The sequence below is a fragment of the Companilactobacillus kimchiensis genome, assembly GCF_001438805.1.
Lineage (GTDB): Bacteria > Bacillota > Bacilli > Lactobacillales > Lactobacillaceae > Companilactobacillus > Companilactobacillus kimchiensis.
In genome coordinates this window covers 80,491-101,688 of the sequence record NZ_JQCF01000002.1, presented here as the reverse complement: position 1 = coordinate 101,688, position 21,198 = coordinate 80,491, and the positions used below count along the sequence as shown (strand labels likewise).

18 protein-coding genes, 1 other RNA gene and 1 pseudogene are annotated in these 21,198 nt (G+C 35.2%); 5 read left to right on the top strand and 15 right to left on the bottom strand.

The window, feature by feature from the left end; all coding sequences use genetic code 11:
• Positions 1-6 precede the first annotated feature (6 nt).
• Genes IV57_RS02055 through IV57_RS02040 form a run of 4 tightly spaced genes read right to left on the bottom strand, consistent with a single transcriptional unit; the run spans position 7 to position 3,433 of the window.
• Positions 7-909: an RluA family pseudouridine synthase gene (locus IV57_RS02055; RefSeq protein ID WP_057879889.1), complete on the bottom strand. Its 903-nt coding sequence runs from the start codon at positions 907-909 to the stop codon at positions 7-9.
• Positions 902-1,366 (bottom strand): signal peptidase II, encoded by a 465-nt coding sequence (lspA, locus tag IV57_RS02050; RefSeq protein ID WP_083488862.1) that lies wholly within the window; start codon positions 1,364-1,366, stop codon positions 902-904. Before lspA ends, IV57_RS02055 begins: the two co-directional genes overlap by 8 nt.
• Complete coding sequence (locus IV57_RS02045) at positions 1,366-3,051, bottom strand: formate--tetrahydrofolate ligase (protein ID WP_057879826.1); 1,686 nt, start codon at positions 3,049-3,051, stop codon at positions 1,366-1,368. Before IV57_RS02045 ends, lspA begins: the two co-directional genes overlap by 1 nt.
• Positions 3,035-3,433, bottom strand: a complete 399-nt coding sequence (locus tag IV57_RS02040) for an EbsA family protein (RefSeq protein WP_057879825.1) — start codon at positions 3,431-3,433, stop codon at positions 3,035-3,037. Before IV57_RS02040 ends, IV57_RS02045 begins: the two co-directional genes overlap by 17 nt.
• A 27-nt stretch (positions 3,434-3,460) precedes the next feature.
• Between IV57_RS02040 and IV57_RS02035 the strand changes: the two genes are divergently transcribed.
• From IV57_RS02035 to IV57_RS02025, 3 genes are all read left to right on the top strand, one after another.
• The gene (locus tag IV57_RS02035) at positions 3,461-3,865 is read left to right on the top strand and encodes a reverse transcriptase-like protein (RefSeq protein WP_057879824.1); all 405 of its coding nucleotides are present in this window, start codon (positions 3,461-3,463) and stop codon (positions 3,863-3,865) included.
• 64 nt (positions 3,866-3,929) lie between these two features.
• The gene (locus IV57_RS02030) at positions 3,930-4,943 is read left to right on the top strand and encodes a lipoate--protein ligase (RefSeq protein WP_057879823.1); all 1,014 of its coding nucleotides are present in this window, start codon (positions 3,930-3,932) and stop codon (positions 4,941-4,943) included.
• Positions 4,944-5,036: 93 nt separating this feature from the next.
• Complete coding sequence (locus IV57_RS02025) at positions 5,037-5,981, top strand: magnesium transporter CorA family protein (protein ID WP_057879822.1); 945 nt, start codon at positions 5,037-5,039, stop codon at positions 5,979-5,981.
• Here IV57_RS02025 and IV57_RS02020 read toward each other — a convergent pair.
• The 4 genes and pseudogenes from IV57_RS02020 to IV57_RS02010 form a co-directional block, all read right to left on the bottom strand.
• Positions 5,978-7,099, bottom strand: a complete 1,122-nt coding sequence (locus tag IV57_RS02020) for a THUMP domain-containing class I SAM-dependent RNA methyltransferase (RefSeq protein ID WP_057879821.1) — start codon at positions 7,097-7,099, stop codon at positions 5,978-5,980. The genes IV57_RS02025 and IV57_RS02020 overlap by 4 nt on opposite strands.
• A gap of 71 nt (positions 7,100-7,170) precedes the next feature.
• An RNA gene (rnpB, locus tag IV57_RS12935) (RNase P RNA component class B) lies at positions 7,171-7,526 on the bottom strand.
• Positions 7,527-7,805: 279 nt separating this feature from the next.
• Positions 7,806-8,216, bottom strand: a pseudogene (gpsB, locus tag IV57_RS13490) (cell division regulator GpsB); the annotation flags it as partial.
• Positions 8,217-8,278: 62 nt separating this feature from the next.
• Positions 8,279-8,830, bottom strand: a complete 552-nt coding sequence (locus IV57_RS02010; RefSeq protein ID WP_057879820.1) for an SLOG family protein — start codon at positions 8,828-8,830, stop codon at positions 8,279-8,281.
• 67 nt (positions 8,831-8,897) lie between these two features.
• Here IV57_RS02010 and recU point away from each other — a divergent pair, with 67 nt between their 5' ends.
• Complete coding sequence (recU, locus tag IV57_RS02005) at positions 8,898-9,521, top strand: Holliday junction resolvase RecU (RefSeq protein WP_083488861.1); 624 nt, start codon at positions 8,898-8,900, stop codon at positions 9,519-9,521.
• Positions 9,521-11,977: a PBP1A family penicillin-binding protein gene (locus tag IV57_RS02000; RefSeq protein ID WP_057879818.1), complete on the top strand. Its 2,457-nt coding sequence runs from the start codon at positions 9,521-9,523 to the stop codon at positions 11,975-11,977. Before recU ends, IV57_RS02000 begins: the two co-directional genes overlap by 1 nt.
• 60 nt (positions 11,978-12,037) lie before the next feature.
• Here IV57_RS02000 and IV57_RS01995 read toward each other — a convergent pair whose 3' ends face one another.
• The 7 genes from IV57_RS01995 to IV57_RS01965 all read right to left on the bottom strand — a co-directional run bounded on the left by IV57_RS01995 (position 12,038) and on the right by IV57_RS01965 (position 21,195).
• On the bottom strand, positions 12,038-13,447 hold the full coding sequence (locus IV57_RS01995; RefSeq protein ID WP_057879817.1) for a glycoside hydrolase family 1 protein: 1,410 nt from the start codon (positions 13,445-13,447) through the stop codon (positions 12,038-12,040).
• A gap of 19 nt (positions 13,448-13,466) precedes the next feature.
• A complete protein-coding gene (locus IV57_RS01990; RefSeq protein WP_083488860.1) occupies positions 13,467-15,314 on the bottom strand; it encodes a beta-glucoside-specific PTS transporter subunit IIABC in 1,848 nt (615 codons plus the stop codon).
• A gap of 193 nt (positions 15,315-15,507) precedes the next feature.
• Positions 15,508-16,383, bottom strand: coding sequence for a MurR/RpiR family transcriptional regulator (locus tag IV57_RS01985; RefSeq protein WP_057879816.1), 876 nt, complete (start codon positions 16,381-16,383; stop codon positions 15,508-15,510).
• 125 nt (positions 16,384-16,508) lie between these two features.
• Positions 16,509-17,156, bottom strand: coding sequence for an endonuclease III domain-containing protein (locus IV57_RS01980; protein WP_057879815.1), 648 nt, complete (start codon positions 17,154-17,156; stop codon positions 16,509-16,511).
• Positions 17,156-17,779 carry a DnaD domain protein gene (locus IV57_RS01975; protein ID WP_057879814.1) on the bottom strand — a complete coding sequence of 208 codons (624 nt, stop codon included), beginning with the start codon at positions 17,777-17,779 and terminating at the stop codon, positions 17,156-17,158. The genes IV57_RS01980 and IV57_RS01975 overlap by 1 nt, the downstream gene beginning before the upstream one ends.
• A 69-nt stretch (positions 17,780-17,848) precedes the next feature.
• Positions 17,849-18,328, bottom strand: a complete 480-nt coding sequence (locus IV57_RS01970; RefSeq protein WP_057879813.1) for a cell wall elongation regulator TseB-like domain-containing protein — start codon at positions 18,326-18,328, stop codon at positions 17,849-17,851.
• A gap of 47 nt (positions 18,329-18,375) precedes the next feature.
• Positions 18,376-21,195 (bottom strand): helicase C-terminal domain-containing protein, encoded by a 2,820-nt coding sequence (locus IV57_RS01965; protein ID WP_236704302.1) that lies wholly within the window; start codon positions 21,193-21,195, stop codon positions 18,376-18,378.
• Between the last annotated feature and the right edge of the window lie 3 nt (positions 21,196-21,198).

The window sequence follows — 21,198 nt, the reverse complement described above, 5'->3', positions numbered from 1 at the left end:
GACGTGTCAATGACGTAAATGTGTCAAAGTATCCTGAAAATTCTTAGGTGGTTCAACTGAGAACTCCATCCACTTATGAGTTCGAGGATGTTCAAAACCTAAGGTTTCTGCATGCAAGAATTGTCCCTTACCGGGTAATGTGTGTTTAGGTCCATATAGGGGATCTCCAGCAACTGGATGTCCGATGTATTGCATATGAACTCTAATTTGATGTGTCCGACCTGTTTCTAGCTTCAACTTAAGGAGCGAGTAATTTTCAAATTGTTCTAAAACTGTAAAATGAGTCACAGCATGGCGACCACCTTCAACGACAGCTTGTTTCTTTCGGTCATTTTTTGATCGAGCCAATGGAGCTGTGATTTTACCAGATTTTTCTTTGAAGTTTCCATGAACGATTGCTAAATATTCACGGAGATTACTTTTTTCCTTTAGCTGCTTCATCAATGATTGTTTAGCTAAATTATTTTTAGCTATCATCAAAAGTCCAGAGGTATCCTTGTCGATTCGGTGAACGATACCTGGTCGAATAACATCGTCATCGTTAATCTGACAGTGATAAAGAATGGCATTGACCAAAGTTTTATCTGGATGACCGGCAGCCGGATGCACTACCATCCCTTGTGGTTTATTAACGACAATAACATCGTCATCTTCATAAACAACTTCAATAGGAATATTCTCTGGAATTGCTTTGATAGGTTTCTCTTCAGGAACATTCACAAGAATCTTATCACCAGTAGTTAATTTATAGCCATTCTTACTGACTGCTTGACCATTAACCAAAATGGCACCATCTTTAATAAAATTTTGAACTTGAGATCTAGTCAATTCCTCGACCTGCTCACTGACAAAGGCATCTAAACGTCCTTTTTTTGTTTCATTATATTCTAAATCAAAAGAATTATTTATTATTTTTCTCACCTGCTAATTGAATAATCAAGGATCCGATAATTAATACTACGCCAATGGTAATATAAGTATCGGCCAGATTAAAGATTGGGAAGTTGATGAAATCGAGATTAAACATGTCAACAACAAAATGTCTGGTAAAACGATCGATAGCATTACCAACTGTCCCCGCTAATAAGAATATCAAAGAAAATCGATAAAGATAATCTTTTTTATCAGCTTTAACAAATAAATATACTAAAACAACTACAGCAATGATTGTAACTAGATAGAAGAACAACATCTTTCCCTCTAGCATACTCCAAGCGGCACCAGTATTTGTAATATGCGTAATTGACAAAATACCGGGAATGAAGTCATGGACACTCATTGTAGCAATATTATTAGTTACATAATATTTAAGACTCTGATCACCAACAACTAGAACTGCAAAGAGCAGCCAATAAATCAACTGCACTAGAATAGTCCTCCAATAGTTCCCTCATTATCAACGTCCATTCCTAAAGCGGCTGGTTTCTTAGGTAATCCTGGCATAGTCATTACATTACCAGTTAACACGACGACAAAACCGGCTCCTAGCTTAGGTACAATATCAGTTACATGAAGTGTGAAGTCACGTGGTGAACCAAGTCTTTTAGAATCATCACTCAATGAGTATTGGGTCTTAGCGATACAAACTGGTAAATCGTCCCAAGCATTGTCTTTCAAAAGTTTAAGTTGATTACGAGCCTTTTTGCTGTATTCAACATTGTTAGCACCATAAATTTCAGAAGCAATTGTAGCAATCTTAGCCTCAGTTGTTTCTTCATCCTCGTATAGACGAGTGTAGTTAGCTTCTTTTTCAGTTGCTTTGATAACAGCTTTAGCCAAAGCTTGACCACCTTTACTACCATTATGATGAATTTCAGCTAATTGAACGTCAACACCGACTTCATCACAGAGATTCGTCAATAGTTTAATTTCATTATTAGTATCAGTAGCGAATTTGTTGATCGCAACTACAACAGGAATATGATAATAGCGCATGTTATGAATATGACGTTTTAAGTTTTTAAAACCAAGGTTTAGAGCGTTCAAGTCTTCGTTTTGAATATCAGCTAATATTTGACCACCGTTATATTTCAAAGCCCTGACGGTTGCAACAATTACAATTGCATTGGGTGCGTGGTTGAGCTTAGGAGTCACGATGTCCAAGAATTTTTCACCACCAAGGTCAGCACCAAAGCCTGCTTCAGTGACAGCATAGTCACCAAGTTTCATAGCTAATTTAGTAGCTAAGATACTGTTACATCCATGCGCAATATTAGCAAATGGACCACCGTGGATAATGGCTGGAGTATTTTCAAGCGTTTGAACTAAGTTAGGCTTCAAGGCATCCTTTAAAAGAACAGTGATAGCACCCTCAACATGTAAGTCACGAACAAAAATAGGCTTTTTATCATATGTATAAGCAATTAAGATACTAGAAATACGTTCTTTCAAGTCATCAATATCTTGTGCCAAACAAAGGACCGCCATTAATTCACTGGCAACGGTAATTTCAAAATGTTCTTCACGAGGAACAGAATTAAATGGTCCACCTAAACCAATAACGATATTTCTTAAAGCACGGTCATTAATGTCCAAAGCACGTTTCCAAACAATTCTTCTGGTATCAATGTTTAAGGCATTACCCTGGTGAATATGATTATCGATCAAAGCAGCCAAAGTATTAATAGCACTAGTTAGGGCATGCATATCCCCTGTAAAATGAAGATTGATATCTTCCATTGGGACAACTTGGGCGAATCCACCACCAGTAGCACCGCCTTTCATTCCCATAACAGGACCTAGTGAAGGTTCACGTAAAGCTAAAACAGTCTTTTTACCGAGAGATTGTAAAGAATCTGCCAAACCAATCGCAACGGTAGACTTACCCTCACCTGCTGGAGTTGGATTGATCGAAGTAACAAGAATTAATTTACCATCGTCATTTTCGTCCATAGTCTTAGTAATACTACGACCAGAGAACTTAGCTTTATAATGACCATATGGTTCAATATCATCTGGTGTTAAACCAATCTTGTTAGCAATTTCGTTAATATTTTTCATATTATCGTGCTCGTTTATTTGAGCAATTTCGATATCACTTGGAAATGACATTGCTTTCACCTGCTTCTTTTTTAATTATATTTAAAATTCCCTTTGTAGAAGTAACCTTAAATGGGAAGAAATCACGATTACTAAAATCGAATTCCATTGTCCATTTATTATTCGCCTTAATACTTACATTCGTGTTTTTGAAAACACGTGTTTTATAATATGGTTCTTTGATGATCACTTGGCCTTCTGTTATCCTAACCCAAGAGTTAGCGATAATATAAAAAACATAGATTGCATCAATGATCCAAATTAAAAAAGGAATGAAACTGAACGACATGATCTCCAGTTGTAAAATAATTCCCAAACATGCAAGACTTAACGCAATCGACCACATGATAATTCCCCATGCGCCAGCTGGTTGAACAAAATGTTTCTTTGACATAATTTCTCCTGAAAGGTTCAAAATAATATGATTAAATTGTACACCGATGCTGGATTAAATACTAATTTAAATCTAGCCGTTGTTTCCTATGTAATAAAGCTTAATAATCAAATTTATAAAGAGGCCATTCCTCAAAATAATCAAGACAATCACTACTTAGAGTTCTTGGCATTAAAAATTGCTTTACAAAAAATTATAGAAAATAACTGGAATGATGAGATTATTCTCATTCATTCAGATAGCCAAATTGTCATTGATAGTTTGGATAAAAATTATTCTAAACATTATCAACCGATATTAGACGAAATATTAACGGAATTACAGAGTTTTCCAAGTTATTTTGCTAAACACATTGCTGACAAGGATAATCGGGCGGCACATGCGTTGGTCCATCAAAAAATGTTGAATTTGCGAACGCACGGTCATAAATAGTTTCTGAATTTTCTAAATTGTGCTACGATAAAAACGTTTTCAATTCACTTGAGGAGGTTTTCTTATGTATTACGTTGTAATGAAAGATCGCGATATTCGTGATAACCTAGCCACAGAACAATATTTGATGAATAATGTTGAATTCGATGAACCATTAGTGCTCTTTTATATTGAAAAACCATGTATCATCGTTGGTCGAAATCAAAATACTATTGAAGAAATAAACAGCGATTATATTAAAGATAATAATATTACTGTAACTCGTCGTATTTCTGGTGGTGGTGCAGTCTATCAAGACCTTGGTAATCTCTGCTTCAGTTTTATGGTTGATTCAGACGATAAGAATTTTGGTGATTTTAAATCATTTACCCAACCGATTATTGATGCACTTCATAAAATGGGCGCCACTACCGCAGAAGTATCCGGTCGAAATGATCTTTTAGTTGATGGGAAGAAATTCTCCGGTAATGCCATGTATTCTAGAAATGGTAAAACATTCTCTCATGGAACTCTTTCACTTGATGTTGATCTTGATGTTCTAACTAAAGCATTACACGTACAAAAGGATAAGATCGCCTCAAAGGGTATTAAGTCGATTCGTAGTCGGGTAACTAATTTACGTCCTTATTTAGCTCCTGAATATCAAAATTTGGATACTGAAGGTTTTCGTGACAAATTACTCTTAGAATTATTCCATGCAAATAGCTTGGATGAGATTAAAGATCATGAATATGTCGTTTCAGCAGCTGAACAAGCAAAAATTGATAAGATCAAAGAACAATATTATTACAATTGGGATTGGGTCTATGGTAAATCCCCTGCTTTTACTGCTAAACAAAGAAAACATTTCGATATGGGAACTGTTGATATTCGTTATAATATTGAGAACGGTAAAGTTGGCAATATTGAAATCTATGGTGATTTCTTTGGTATGAAAGATGTTAATGATATTAAACAAAAACTATTGAATGTTAAATTCGATCGTGATGAAATATTAAAGGTTTTAAATCAATTTAATCTAGACGACTATTTCAAAGGTATTCCAGAAAAAGAATTAGGCAAATTATTCACTCCCTAACTTGAATTTTTACAAATAAAAATGAGCCGAGAAAAATAATTCTCGACCCATTTTTTATTTTTGGTATGATTATCCCTAATGAGGAGATAAAAAATGATTAATGAAATAGTATTAAACAAGAGCGTAAAGTTGATTGATGTCCATTCAACTGAGGATTTGGATGACGATGACCGGACCACCCTAATTGAAAAATATGCCTTAACCAATGAAATTCTCGATTATGCCGATGATGAAAACGAACGAGCCCGTTTTGAATACGATGAAATAACCAACACTTATTTGATAGTTTATAATGCTCAAAATGAAAATAATCAAACTACCGATATTTCACAGCGGGTTTTACCAATATCCTTCGCTATCAAAAATGATCAATTATTTCTCTTTACCAATGATGCTACACATTATATTAAAGACTATATCCTAGCTGCTAAAATTCATTTGAAAGAATCTTCTCAAAATGAAACTTGGGAATATATTTTTAATACTTTTGATCAGATATCCAGTGACTATAGTGATCAGCTTAGTGAAACTGATGTAAAACGAAATAAAATTCAAAAATCAATCAGAAAACATCACTCTTCAGAAAGTCAGATTCTTGATTTAGCTGATTTAGAAGACCTGACCACCTATATGGGTACTGCTATCAATGGTAATTTTACCGTCATTAAACAGTTGGAATTGATCTCATCAGGTAACGTTCAACCATTGCATCTGACTAAAGTTGGACGTGAACACATGCATGATTCATTGATTGAAATTGAACAAATCAAAAATCAGGCCGATTTAAGCTCCGATATTATTGATCGGATTTCTAATACTTATAACAATATTTTAAACAACCGAACAAATACGACCATGAAAGTACTGACAATTTACACAATTGTTCTCAGTATTCCCACGATCGTATCGGGTTTTTATGGGATGAATATGAAATTGCCAGTTGCTGATAAACAGTGGTCCTGGGTCTTTTCATTAATAATCACCATACTTATTATCTTAGTCATCCTCTGGGATCTGCACCGTCGAGACAGTCTCTAGTGTTTTCTTTTAGCCCAGTATTGATAAAGATCAGTTCTTAATGAACCATTATATAATTTACGTTTCTTAGTTGCGAGTTCGCCATAAGCTTTTTCGAATTCAACATCACTAGTTAGAATATATTTATTCCATGTGGGAGCAGTTGAAAAGACTTCTCCCATTTCTTTATATAATTTTCTAACTCCAGCCATATCACTCATACGTTGACCATAAGGAGGGTTGGAAATGATTGTTCCGTACTCGCCTTCGATCTTCAAATCTTTAATAGCAACTTGTTTGAATTGAATATCGTGTAGTACACCGGCATCATGGGCATTAAGTTTGGCAACGTCAATCATTGAGCCATCAATATCACTAGCACGAATATCTAAATCGATATCCTTAACACCAGCATCGGCTTCTTCTTTAAGATTATCGATGATTTGGTTATCGAACCAATCAAAACCTTCAAAAGCAAAATGACGTTTGATACCAGGAGCAATATTTTTAGCCATCCGAGCAGCTTCGATTGCAATTGTACCAGAACCAGTTGTTGGATCCATGAATGGATCAGCTTCGGGATGCCAAACAGTCAACATGATCATTGCAGCCGCAAAGTTTTCCTTCAAAGGAGCAGCACCGTGTTCAATACGGTAACCACGTTTGTAAAGAGATTCACCAGTTGTATCGAGGGTTATTTCTACGATATCTTTGTGGATTCTAGTTTCAATTTGAAAAGTTGCGCCAGTCTCAGGTAAACGTCCACGACGCATGAAGACATCAGCCATCTTATTAACGATGGCTTTTTTGGTGATGGCTTGAATATCACGTTCTGAATGCAATTGTGACTTGACAGTTCTAGCTTTAATTGGGAAAGCTGCGTTCAATGGTAACCATTTGTCCCATTGAATTTCATGAACTTTATCAAATAATTCTTCAAAAGTAGTTGCTTTGAAAGTATCAATTAAAATCTTGACACGATCAGCACTTCTCAACCAAAGATTAGCTTTCGCAATATCTTCAAATTCACCGTCAAAATAGACTTTACCATTTTCGGTCTTTGTCTCGTATCCCAAATTTTGTAGTTCTTTTGCGGTTACAGATTCAAAGCCGCTTGACATAGTCGCAATTAATTTCATATTGCCCCTCTTGAGTTTTAATTTTTTGTATAAAAAAAGGACGAACAAGTCGTCCCTCTGCCTTGATAAATTCCTATAAGCCACGTTTTGTTCATGTATTAGATTGGCCACCTAATACAGTTAGTAATCATCTATCTACAATTAAGCCTTCACAGTAGATTCATTTCTCGTTGTGAAGCGCCCCTACCAAAGTTTGGGTTGCCCGCTTGCGGGGTTTACCTCGTTCCACCATTGCAATTTCTCACAATACTACGTCTCTGTGGCACTTTCAAGCTAGTAACACATAGCCGAAGCCTTAGTGCTTTCACTGCCGTTACCAAAAGGTACCTTGGCTTATTGGGCCAAGCACAAACACTGCAAGCCTCTCAGCTCGCGCGGGCGTGGACTTTCCTCAGCCTAGATAACTAGACCGCGATTACTCGTAATTTACCAACTCAACTAGTATACACTAAAACTGATTGAAATTGTTGTTATTATTAAAATTATTTTGATTTTGATTCGAACCATTGTTCATAGGGTTTCCTTGTGGGAATCCATTTTGGTTCTGGTTAGGATTTTGATTAGGATTATTGAACCCATTATTCATGGGTCTTTGTTGTTGGTTTTGTTGATTCATGCGGGGACTACTGATTTCAGTATGACCGCTCTCAATACCATCATGGTTATTCATGTTATTAGGTACAACAGCTGAGGCAAATTGTTTAGCCTCATTATTGTCAGGAACACCATTGGCGAAATCATGACCAAAGACACGCTTTTCAAGATTTGAGATACGTCTTAAAACATCATAGTTAGTTGAAGCTTCAGCAGTAGCACTAGTAGTAGGCTTTTGTTGAGGTCTCATTCTATTATTTTGTTGTCTTGGTTGTTGAAAATTTGAGGCAGTATTACCTGCACCAGCATTACGGGCTTGCATCAAACGTTCATTCTCTGATTTCAAATCATTGATCTCATTGGAAAATGTTTCGTAGTCCTTGATAATTCCATCCAAAAATTGATCAACTTCAGTAGGATCATAACCACGCATTTTAGTTTTAAATTCTTTTTGCAAAATGTCATTGGGTTGATAATTCAAAGAAAAATCATTACCATTACCATTTACTTGCTGATTATTCATTCCATTCATATTATTCATTACTAAACACCCCAGTGTTAATTATTGTCGATTTATCTTATATCTTAACTATCATATAACATATTAGCAAAATCTTGCATAGAATCAAAATCAATTAATTCTAATTGATAGTCATTACCTCGATCTTGATAGGACTTCATTGCTTCATAATCATACTTTGGTTTACCACCGTTATCAGGGTCATAAAAAATCAAGGCGCCATCAGTATGTTTTAGCATAAAATTCTGCCAATCTTGCAGTTGCCTAGCATTATGATAACTCATATTGGAAGTTTTGTTGACATAGTCGGCATTTCTTAAAAAAACATTTAACAATCGTTGATTGTTTTCGTTCCATTTATTACCAAATTCATCAAAGGGCAACATTACTGCATGCTTAATATTATAGCCTTTTTTCTTAACTTCTTGTACAGCTTTTCCGATAATTTGTTCAACGCCCATTTGGGCTCCTGTTAAGATCCATTCAGTGCCATCTTCAGCATAATTGATAATTCTTTGTTCAAAAAAACCTTGAATTACTTTAACTTTAGGGTCATCATCTTTAAAAATACCCAACTCATAAGAGCGGTATCCAGTTACCCATAAATTTTTGATCATAAAGAATCTCCCCCATAATTAATATCTTTGCCATCATGGTATAATTTGCACAGTAGGAGTTGATATTTTGAAAATAAACTACCCCGATGGGCAAATCTTTAATCACCCATCGACTCCTTCACCTCAGTCATCTAGCGCCAAAAAGAAACTCCTTTTTGGTGATCGTGGAATGACTCTGGAGGAGGAAATTAATGAAAGTAACAAGTATTATCGTAGTCACGATATTGCCGTGATTTACAAAAAACCAACGCCAATTCAGATTGTTAAAGTCGATTATCCTAAACGTAGTCGTGCTGTTATCAAGGAAGCCTACTTTAAGCAAGCCTCTACCACAGATTACAACGGCGTTTATAATGGACAATATGTTGATTTTGAGGCTAAGGAAACTAAGAATAAAAATACTTTTCCATTAAAGAACTTTCATCAACATCAAATTGATCATCTCCAGATGTGTCAAAAGCAAGGTGGTATCTGTTTTGCTATTATAAAATATGTTACCTTAAAACGCTATTTTGTTACACCGGCTGACCTACTGATTGAACACTGGAATGCTCAAAATCATGATGGTGCCAAATCAATACAGCTCAAGGATATAATCGAGGGATCCATCGAAATCAAAGCCAATTACAATCCTACTTTACCTTATATTGATGCTATTCAACAATTAATCGAAAGTGGGAAGGAGAAATAATGAATAATAAGAATACCAGTATATTCACTTTCAAAAATATTTTTAAATGGATTCTGTCCATTATGGCTGTTTTAGTCGGAATGTTTTTGTTCGTCTTTATATATTATGCTTTTAGTGCCCCAACCGTTAGTCAAGAAAATCTCCAAAGTGGTGGTTCATCTACTATTGTTGATTCAAGTGGCAAACAAATTGCTTCATTAGGCGACAACAAAAGAAATTACGTTACTATCGATAAAGTTCCTCAAGAAATGGAGGATGCGGTCGTTTCAATCGAAGATAAAAACTTTTACAATGAACCACTTGGCATTGATCCTGTCAGAATTGCTAAGTCTGCAGTCAACAATGTTACTAGAGGTACTCTGCAAGGTGGTAGTACCCTAACCCAGCAACTGGTTAAGTTGACAGTCTTTTCGACTGATACTAAAGATCAAACTTTTAAGCGTAAGATGCAGGAAGCTTGGTTGGCAATGCGTGTCAGTCAAAAATTCTCTAAGCAACAAATTCTTGAGTTCTATATGAATAAAGTCTATTTAAACAATGGTATTTACGGGATGGAGACTGGTGCTAAGTATTATTACGGCAAGACTTTAAAACAGTTGACCCTTCCCGAAATGGCTGTGCTGGCGGGATTACCTAATGCACCTAGTAACTATGATCCCTACACACATCCAACCGAATCGAAGCAACGTCGTGATTTAGTCATTAACTCGATGTATGAAAATAATAAAATCACTAAGGCTCAGGCTAACGAAGCAATCAACACACCGATTGATTCAGGGTTACAGCCATATAAGAAAGTAACTAATAGTAATAATAATAAACGGATTATTTCTGATCCATATATTAAAGAAGCAATTACTGAAGTTAAGAAAAAAGGTTTTGATCCGTATCGAGATAATCTTAAGATTACCGTTAATATGGATTATGCTGCGCAGAAACGTCTTTATAATATCGTTAATTCTTCTAGCTATGTCCAATTTCCTGATCAGAAGATGCAAGTTGGTGCGACAATCGTTAATCCTAACAATGGTAAAGTCGTTGCTATGATTGGTGGTAGAAATCTCGGTGATATTCAATTTGGATTGGATCGTGCCGTTCAGACGACTCGTAGTAATGGTTCAACCATGAAACCTATTTTGGATTATGGCCCAGCCATTGAGTACCTCAATTGGTCAACCTATCACCAAGTCGAAGATACGCCCTACACTTATGCAGGAACAAACATTGCTTTAAAGGATTGGGATGAACAATACGAAGGCCAAATGAGTATGCGTGATGCCTTAGTAAATTCCAGAAATATTCCGGCAATTAGAACTCTATCTAATGTGGGACTTCCTCAGGCAAAGAAATTTGCTACTAGCTTGGGAGTAAATTCTGATAAGGTCAAAGTTTTATCTGATGGTATCGGATCAGAAGTTTCTTCACTTCAAGGGGCTTCTGCTTATGCGGCTTTCTCAAACGGTGGAACATATTACAAACCATATTATGTTTCTAAAATTGAAACGGCTGATGGCTTAACTCACAATTACAGTAAATCTGGTAAACGTGTCATGAAAAAGTCAACAGCTTATATGATTACCGACGTGCTTAAAGGTGTGCCAGCTACTTATGCAACATATGCTAATATCTCTGGTCTACATCAAGCCGGTAAAACTGGTACAACTAACTATGCTGATGAAGCCATTGCTGTTAACCCTGCTTTAAGTGGAACAGCTAAGGATTCATGGTATAACGGTTATACAAAGAACTATTCGATCAGTGTTTGGACCGGGTATGATACTCCGAATGAAAGTGGTATTTCTTCAACCTACCAAAGTGTTGCTGGTAAGATCTACAAAGCAGAAATGAGTTACCTTGCTAGTCAAACCAACAGTAATCCTAAGTGGAAGAAACCAAGCTCAGTTGAAGAAATGATGATTCGAAAAGGTGGCTCAACAACACCGATTGTGGCATCACCAAGTGCTAGTTCTTCAACATATACCAAGGAACTATTTGTCAAAGGACATGCGCCATCAAATCCTTATAAGACATCAGATTACACGACAAGTAGTGCATCTGGTTCAAGTAGTAATCAAGTTACAACCAATAATCATTCAAGTAGCACTTCTGAATCAAATGATTTGGAAAATGATACAACGACTGATAATACTGAATCTGGTACAGGTTCAAATAATAAACAAACGACTGACAATAATGAAACTACTAATTCTAATAACTCTACGACTATCAACAATAATGGTGGTTCAACAAGTAGTAATGAGAATAATGGTAATTCTTCATCTAACGGTAATACCAATACCGGCAATACGACTGGTAACACTGGGAGTACCGGTGGCACAACTGGAAATAATTCTGGATCAACTGGAACAACCGGTGGTGGTTCAACTGGGGGTACTGGTGGCACAACTAATGGTGGAGCAACTACCAATGGTTCTTCATCAGGTACTGCTCAATAGCAAAAAGACTATTTTAAAATTAAATTTTAAAATAGTCTTTTTTTTTGTTTAAAAACACGATTAAATGTTACTTCCATTTTCTTTGATGATTTTTTTATACCAATCAAAACTATCCTTTTTGATTCTACGCATATCTTTAATATCAGAATCAGATCGATCTACATATACAAAACCGTATCTTTTTTTATACCCTTGATGTGTAGAAACAAGATCCTCAAAGGACCAAGGACAATATCCAATGATATCAACGCCATCTGTTAGTGCTAACCTAGTCTGAAGAAAATGTTGTTTAAAATAATCAATTCTATACTTATCATGGATTTTACCGTCTTCATTCAAACTATCTTCACCTCCAATACCATTCTCAGTAATAATTATTGGCAGATTATATCGGGAATATATTCTTCTTAAGGTAGTTCGCATCCCCACAGGATCAATGATCCAATTGAACTTGGTCATCTTAAGATTATCATTTTGTGCAGATCGATAAACACCCTCTTCACCTAACATTACTTGTTGATCGCCATTACGTGGCTGGCAATCATGTCCATCGTTTTTAGCAGCTTTGACAGTAGCAGTGGCATAATAATTAATTCCTAAAAAATCAGGCTTTGATTTACTAATTATTTCCATATCACCAGGGTAGATGGTCGGAGCATAACCTTTTTCCTGTAAATAGTTCCAAACTAGAGCATTATATCTTCCATAAACAGCCATATCTAGATAAAGCCAGCATCTAATGCTTTCCCAATTATCAGCAGCAATTACATCTTCCGGTGCCGAAGTTGCTGGATAAATGGCAGTAATATTAGGAGCTGGTCCAATCTTACCGTCTAAAATCATTGAATGGCAAAGATCCATAACTTTTGCTGAAGCAACGAACATATTATGATTTTGTTGATATAATTTCTTTTTAGATGGTAATTCAGCATCAGCTGGATACACAGCATTGGGATGATTGATCATAACATTTTGTTCATTGATAGTTAGCCAGTATTTGACTCTATCACCAAATCGATTAAATAGTAATTTAGAATAATCAATAAAATCCGCAATTGTTTGTCGGTCATTCCAACCGCCTTTTTTATAAAGAGCAAGTGGGAGATCAAAATGAAACAAGGTAACAATGGGTTCAATATTATTTTTGACAAGTTCGTTGATTAAATCATCATAAAACTTAAGACCGGCTTCATTAATTTTTCCAGAACCGTTAGGTATCACTCGACTCCATGAGATAGAAAAGCGGTAAGCCTTCATTCCTAACTCATTCATCAAACGAATATCCTCTTTGTAGTGATGATACATATCACTAGCAATTTTAAAATCTGTATTCCCATTCTCGGGCAAATGTAAATCTTGTACAGAGAGCCCCTTTCCATCTGTATCGTAAGCCCCTTCAACTTGATATGCTGAAGTTGAAGATCCCCATAAGAAGTTATCAGGAAATTCTTTTAATTTTTTATAATACATATTATGTTCCTCCGATTGATTATAGAGCCGGTTCTAATAGTGAATTACCAGAATTTGGTTGATTGGAATTTATTTTAATGGTTTTGTATTTATCAGAATTAGTAATAATTACCATAGTCTCCGTTGAATATCCTGATTCTTTAATTTTGGCTATATCAAAACGAATCAATTCAGTACCAATATCAACATGGTCTCCTTGAGTAACGAAACTTTCGAAATATTTTCCATTGAGATCCACTGTATCAATTCCAATATGAATGAGAATTTCGGCTCCGCTATCACTGATAATTCCAATAGCATGTTTTGTTGGGAATAAGGTTGAAATATTTCCAGATACAGGGGAAAATACTTTTCCTTCAGATGGTTTGATGACTACGCCCTTGCCTAAGGCTCCTGAAGAAAATACATCGTCACTAGCCATGCTTAGAGGAAACACTTCTCCCTCAACAGGAGCGCTAATGATCAGTTTCTCATTATCAATTGGCAACTTAGTATCTGCATTTTTTTCATATTTGAAACTAAGAAAATATGTTAATAATCCAGTAACAACAACTGAAATCAGAATGGCAATAATGATATTAATAAAAAATGTCATAGTATTATTACCAATGTAAAGTAGAATGGCTGGTAATCCAGATGAGCCGGTGGCAAATCGATGAGTATGTGTCAGACCAGCGTATAAACCACCCAATCCACCACCAATCATAGTGGAAACTAAGGGGTACTTTTTTGGTAAACTAACTCCGTAAAGAATCGGTTCAGTAATCCCCATATAGGCAGTAATAGAACCTGAGGTTGCTAAAGTTTTAGTTTTAGGATCTTTGGTTCTCCATGCAACAATGGCACCCGCTGTAGCTTGGGCCATGTTTGAACAAACACATCCAGGTCCGAAAATACTATCGAATCCCTTGGAGGCCATTTGCATAATACCAAGAGGAGCTACAGCATTATGAAGACCGAACATAACCATAATTGGCATAAAGGCACCTACAATAACAGACGGAGCCCAACTAGCATTGGTACTCAGAAAAGTAAAGAATATAGCTAAGTAGTTACCTAAGAAACTTCCAATTGGTCCTAAAATTGAAAATGCCAGAATACCCATAATAATAAATTCCAACATTGGGACAAAGACTAATTCAACGGCTTGAGGAATAACCTTATGCAAAAATTTTTCTACATATGATTGCACGAAAATAATTAGAATAATTGGAATAACTGAGTAAGCATAGCTTGTTAATGATAAGGGAATGAAATCAAATAGATGTACTGGTTTTCCTGCAGTGACCATTTGTGTCCACGTTGGATTCAACATCATTGCAGCAATACCAATAGCCATAACTGGGTTACAGTTTAATTTTCTTGCTTCTGATGAAGCCAAAAGAATTGGCAAAAAGACAAAGACTGTATCGGCAAACATATTTAGAACGATATAGGTTTGTGATTGAACAGTTGTTATTTTGAAGACAATCATTAAAGCTAATAAAGCCTTGACCATTCCGGCTCCAGACAACGCAGGAATAATCGGTTGAAAGGTACCAGATACGAAATCAATTATCTTATTTCCCATGCTAACCTTTTCAAGTGGCTTTTTATCATTCTTGTTATCTCCAGATACATCAATGAATTTTTCCACTTCTTCAAAAACATCCGCAACATTGGTACCAATCACTACTTGATAGACGCCAGCCTTTTCAAGTGTCTGAACAACACCGTCTAAATCATTTAATTCCTCTTTCTGGACAATGGAATTATCTTTTAGATGGAAACGTAATCTAGTTTGGCAGTGATATGCATCTGATACATTTTCTTTTCCACCGATATACTTGACTATTTTTTTTGCAAGTTGATTATATTTTTTCGTCATAATTGTCTGCTCCTAAACATCTCGTTAGTTATCGAATCAACAAGGTTAAGATAGCACGAGCTAGTAACCGCTTACAATAAACCTGTGGATTATGAATCAACATTTCATAATCAAACGATAGAATATAGATATTTACGAAACAAAGCGAAACAAAAAGGAACACCACATCAATTACCTTGACGTTGGTATTCCCTTATTTTTCCAAATTATCATTGATTCTTTCTTTTTCTAATAACCTGCCGCTATTCAATCGATATTGTTTATTCTTTTCATAATCAATTTGAAAGTATAAAGAAAATAAAAGATTGAGAATATAAATAATTGATATTTCAGTAGAAAAATTTTCTATTTTAGTATATATCCGTTCATGGGATGTCATATTTATTATATAATTAGCTCTTTTACTCAAATAACTATCACTATTGCTGGTGATTGCCACTATAGGTGTTTTAGAAATACTAAATAAATTAATATGATTGACCGAGGAACTCTTAATACTGCCTGAGTAAGAAATGACAATTGCACAGTCAGATTTAGAAAGTGATCCGGCCATCAACCCCATTTCTCCATCTTCTGCAATTTCTATATGTCGTCCAATACTCAACATTTTTCTCTGAAAATTTTTGGCGATAAAATTATTGGGATTCGAAGCAAAAATAACTATTTTATTAGATTCTTTTAGTAATCTTACGATTTTTTCTAAATTCTTAACATCAAGGAATCTAACGGTATCTTTAACACTCTCTATATGTAAACTTTGAATTTGATTGATTATATTCAAAGTTGAATCTGATGGATTAAATGGATAGTTTACATCAATGTTTTGTGAAATATTATCCTCATACAATATTTCATCACTATATTTGTTTATAAATTCTCGCCATCCCTCAAAACCTAAGGCATGTGCAAAGCGAACTACGGTTGCTTTTGAGGTGAAAGTTTTCATAGCAATTTCATCAACAGTTAATGCTGCTATATTTTTGCGATTATTCAGAACAAATTGACCAATTATTTTTCTTGAGTTATTGGAATTAGAAATCATTTTTTCTATTTCAAATTTTAATGACACATTTCAAACCACGCTTTCATTTATAAATAGTTATATTATTACAATTAATAATAATCTTTAATAAATAAATTATAACTATGAAAAGCAAAAAATCATCTCCGACTATTCACTTCAGAGATGATTTTTTATTTTGATTCATTTTCTTGATTCAACTTATCACATTCGATAATTAATTGATTGGTTTCTTTACTAGCCTCTAATTTCATCGAATATTTGCGACCATATTCAATCATCGTGTGATGGGCCTGATGTAATTCTTCAGGTTTCATGACACTAACAATTTTCTTTTCTATTTGTAAGGGATTAGCCTTTTGATCAACAAAATGTAGTCGCTTGGAAATGGCTGATACGTGTGTATCAACGGCAAAGGTTGGTTGCTCGAAGACATCGCTCAAAACAACATTAGCCGTTTTCCGACCAGCTCCTGGTAAAGCCATAATGCCCTTTCGTGTTTCTGGTACAACATCATTTAGCTCTTCATGGACGATCTGAGCCGTTTTAATAATGTTTTTAGCTTTATTATGGAATAGTCCAACGCTCTTGATTATTTGTTCTACATCGCTAATATTAGCTTTCATTAGGTCCTTTGGTTCCGGATACTTGGAAAACAGTATTGGTGTTACTTTATTGACCGAAACATCGGTCGCTTGGGCACTTAAAATCACTGATACCAAGTATTGAAATGGAGTTCGTGTATCTAATGAGGGACCAACTGGTCCAATGTCTGTTTCCATCTGATGAATAGCCCAGACAATTTGTTCATCTTTTAACATTAATATCCCAGCTTCTTTCGACGGTCTTGAAGTTGCTCCGCTGACTTTATATTACTCTTTTCCCAACTGATTAAAATACGATCCATATATTTCAATGAATAAGCTTGGTTTAAGACTGATTCACGTAGAGCTAGATCGATTAACTCGATACTATAATGATCATCTTCAATCCATTGATGGATCTGTTCTTGTTCAATCGGAGATAGAGGTCGACCAAATTCAACCTCAATTTTTTTAAACAACTCTTCGGTATCAGACATCAACTTATTTTGTTGATTAGATTGACTTTCCTGATCTAACAAATTTTTGATGCGATGATAAATTGGCGTTAAGGAATATATATCCCGTTGTTGATGATGATCGATAATAGTTTTTAACTCAATGATTCCTAGTTTGATCAGACCTTGAATGATGGTGTAGATACTAGATTCATCCATCCCTGTATCATTGGCCAAATCCTTAGCCATCGGAAAAGTTATACCCTTTTGAGCATACATTGATAATGCCAAATATATAACTAAATCCTTTTCCGTCATTCCCAGTTTATGATAATTTTGCAAAATTAGATTATCGATACTTGTACTGCCACTATTGACGAAAGTATTAAATAATTCATCGTTCATATTAATTACTCCAGCGAATAAAAAAAGCCCGAGAAATTTGGTGATCTCGACTTTTTTTAAGATAAATTTTTAAATATTATTGATAATTTGAATACTCTTACCCGTTCTAAAATCAACCAGATTATAACCAATGCTACCATTTTTCTTTTGGAAAGCTACTTCCCAAGTTGGCTTGTCTTTATAAACACCTAAATTGATGTGTAAGATTTTTTTGGCATTGTATCGTTGGGCTGTCCCAGCAATAACTGTTTGACGAACGGGAGCATTGTTTTTATTGATGACTTCAGTTTTACCACTTTTAGCATTAATAATAATGTAGCGATATTTGTCACCCTTAGTTAAACCACCCACGGAATAATATTGCTTTTGACGAGTATAGTTACCAAAATAATCTGGTTCAACTATGCCCGCTTTTTCCTTAGCAATATCATTAGCTTGAGATTTGGCACTCGAATAAGGTGCAAATGACATGTTCAAATAGGTTAAGACTGAAACTATCGCTAATGCAATCAAAGATATGGTCAATAAGACTTTTGTGCTTCTACTCATAATACGTCCTTTTTTTAACTAACAAAAATAGTATAGCAATAAATCACCTAATTCAAAAACTCATTTATATCTTTTTTAATTAAATCCATCTTCTCATTGATCACAGGTAAACCCTTTGGTAATGAATCTAGAATTGTTTTACCGTAACTCTTAGTTAAAATACGATTATCTAATAATAAGATAACCCCACGATCACTTGGCGTTCTGATCAAGCGACCCAATCCCTGACGCAATTGTAAGATTGCATTGGGTAATGAGTCAACTTTGAATACATTCATATCTTGTTGTTTTAGAATGTCTTGCTTGATTTTAACATCAGGTTGTTCAGGCGATTCAAAGGGAATTCTAGTAACTATCAAGATCTCTAAAGTTTTCTTAGGGAAATCGACCCCTTCCCAAAATGAATTAGCACCTAAAAGAACTGAACGACGACCAATAGCAAAACGCTTCTTGATTTTTTCGTTCGAGCCAGTTACTCCTTGTGCTAGAATCTCCCATTTTTCCTTGACCTTAGTATCCATTAAGCGCTCATAAACCTTGCTCAAAGTATTAAGTGAGTTGAAGAGAATCATTGTCTGATGATCCAAATTATCTAGAATATCTACGATATAGGATGTCACCATGTCAAAATACTCATCGCTGTTAAGCGTTTGAATATCAGGCAAAGTAGATGGTAAATAAATCTTACTATTTTTCGAAATACTATTAGTATCAGGTAAAATGACCATCTGATTGATCTGATTTTGGCTTAATTGCGTGTCTAAAATAAAATGTGAAAAGTCTTTTTGAATTGTTATGGCTGCCCCGATGGCAAATATTTGGCTGAATCGATCAGTCGTTTCTTCAATTAAATTTTGAATGTCATATTGACGCCAACTGAGTTTCAAAGTCTTGGGATCATAGTAGTCCCGCATATCAATTTGAACGCCAAATTTATTATCGGAACTTTGAAGTGCCTGAAGCAACTCATCTAAATTTTTCAAAACAGTTTGTAACTTACTATTCTCAATCGTTAAATTAGAGATGATTTTTGACAATTCAACCGAAATAAAATTCTTTTGGAAATTGTATTGATCAAACAATGTTTCAACACGATTGGATATCAAAGACAATTCCACAATCAAATCTGACAACAGTTCAATTAAATCAGAGTTATCTTTGCCAAATTCATTGCTACTATCCAAGATTGATACAAATTCCTCACGGTCTTTGAAACGAACCTTATTGCGGACATAGTTGCCAAAAATGTTGTATTCCAAACGTTCCATCAATTCATCGACGGCTTGAAAATGAGTCTCCATTCCCTGCAGATCTTGATAGTTCCACAATTGTGTGGTTACTTCAGTAAAAGCATAGCGGAGCGTGACTCGGTTTTGATAAAGAATGTCGCTGATTTTTTTGACATATTCATTCAATTGTAAGAAATCAATGGTTGGTGAACTAGCATCCCTTAAACTACCGGCGAAGTGATTAGCCTCATCAATAACTAGATACGAGTTGCCACCCCAATATTGACTATCTAAATGACGTGATAAGAATGATTGATTAGTTACTAAGATTTTTGATTCTAAGTAACGATTTTGTTGATAGAGCCAAAAATCATCATTACTGAAAATTGTATTTTCCTTTGGCTCACCACGATGACGAATAATACTAAAAATCGGACTGTTGTAATTAGTTAAGTGTAATTCACTCAAGTCCCCGGTAGTCGTCATTGTTAACCAAACGATAATCTTCATTTTGAGGATTGCCGTATGACTATGCAACCGATAATTATCAAGTGCTTCATAGAATCGATCTAAGTCGATAAAATTATAACTACTTTTGACGATTTCAGCATGGTAATTGTTGTTGGTCACTTGATTTAACAGTGGAATGGATTGTTCAACAATTTGTTGTTGTAAGACTTTGGTCGTTGTTGCAATCACTAACTTTTGATCACTATTGACCAAATAGGACAATGGCAAGAGATAACCAAGGGTCTTACCAGCACCAGTTGGAGCTTCAATTAGATTCCACTTTTTAGTTGTATCACGGTGTTGACTAGTTTTATAAATGTTATCCATCAATTTAGATTGATTGACCCGATAATCCAAAATACCATCTAGCAACTCTTTTTTAGCATCCCGAGTTAAGGGATATTTGGTAGTATGATCAATTTGTTCACTGACATGAAAGTTTTTCTTACGTAAAACTAAACCATCCTTCTCATAGAGATAAGCTGGTAATACTTCAGTTCGAGAATTCTTTTCACGTTCTTCTAAGACCGTCTTAAAGACTAGCTCAGTTTCGCGGAGAGTATTTTTCCCAAATTTGGATAACATTCGTAAGGTTTCCAGTGGTAACTGTTGAACCCTCTTCAGAATGATTAAAAATAATTCGGCAGTTACATGAGCATCACTATTCGCGCTATGCGGATTTTTGTGAACAATGCTTAGATAATGCGTTAAATCTTGCAGTTTATAACTGCTAATGGTTGGAAAGAGAATCTGCGATAATTCAACAGTATCGATAGCTTTGACATTAAGTTGATTCATGCCGATACGTTTAAGTTCTCGATTTAAAAAGGTCAAATCAAAATTCACATTATGTGCAATAAAAATTCGATTTTTTAAAAGTTTAAAAATATCAGGTGCAACTTCTTCAAATGTTGGTGAATCCTTGACATCTTCATCACTCAACCCTGTTAGAGCGGTAATTCTACCAGGAATTGGTACTTTAGGATTAATCTTTTGGTCATAAATATGTGTAATTTCACCATTTTCGATAAGGGCACAGCCGAATTGAATTATACGCCCGTTGTCGTGCCAATTAGAATTGGTCGTTTCCAAATCAACAACAGCGTAAGAATTTTTCAAATCATTCACCTC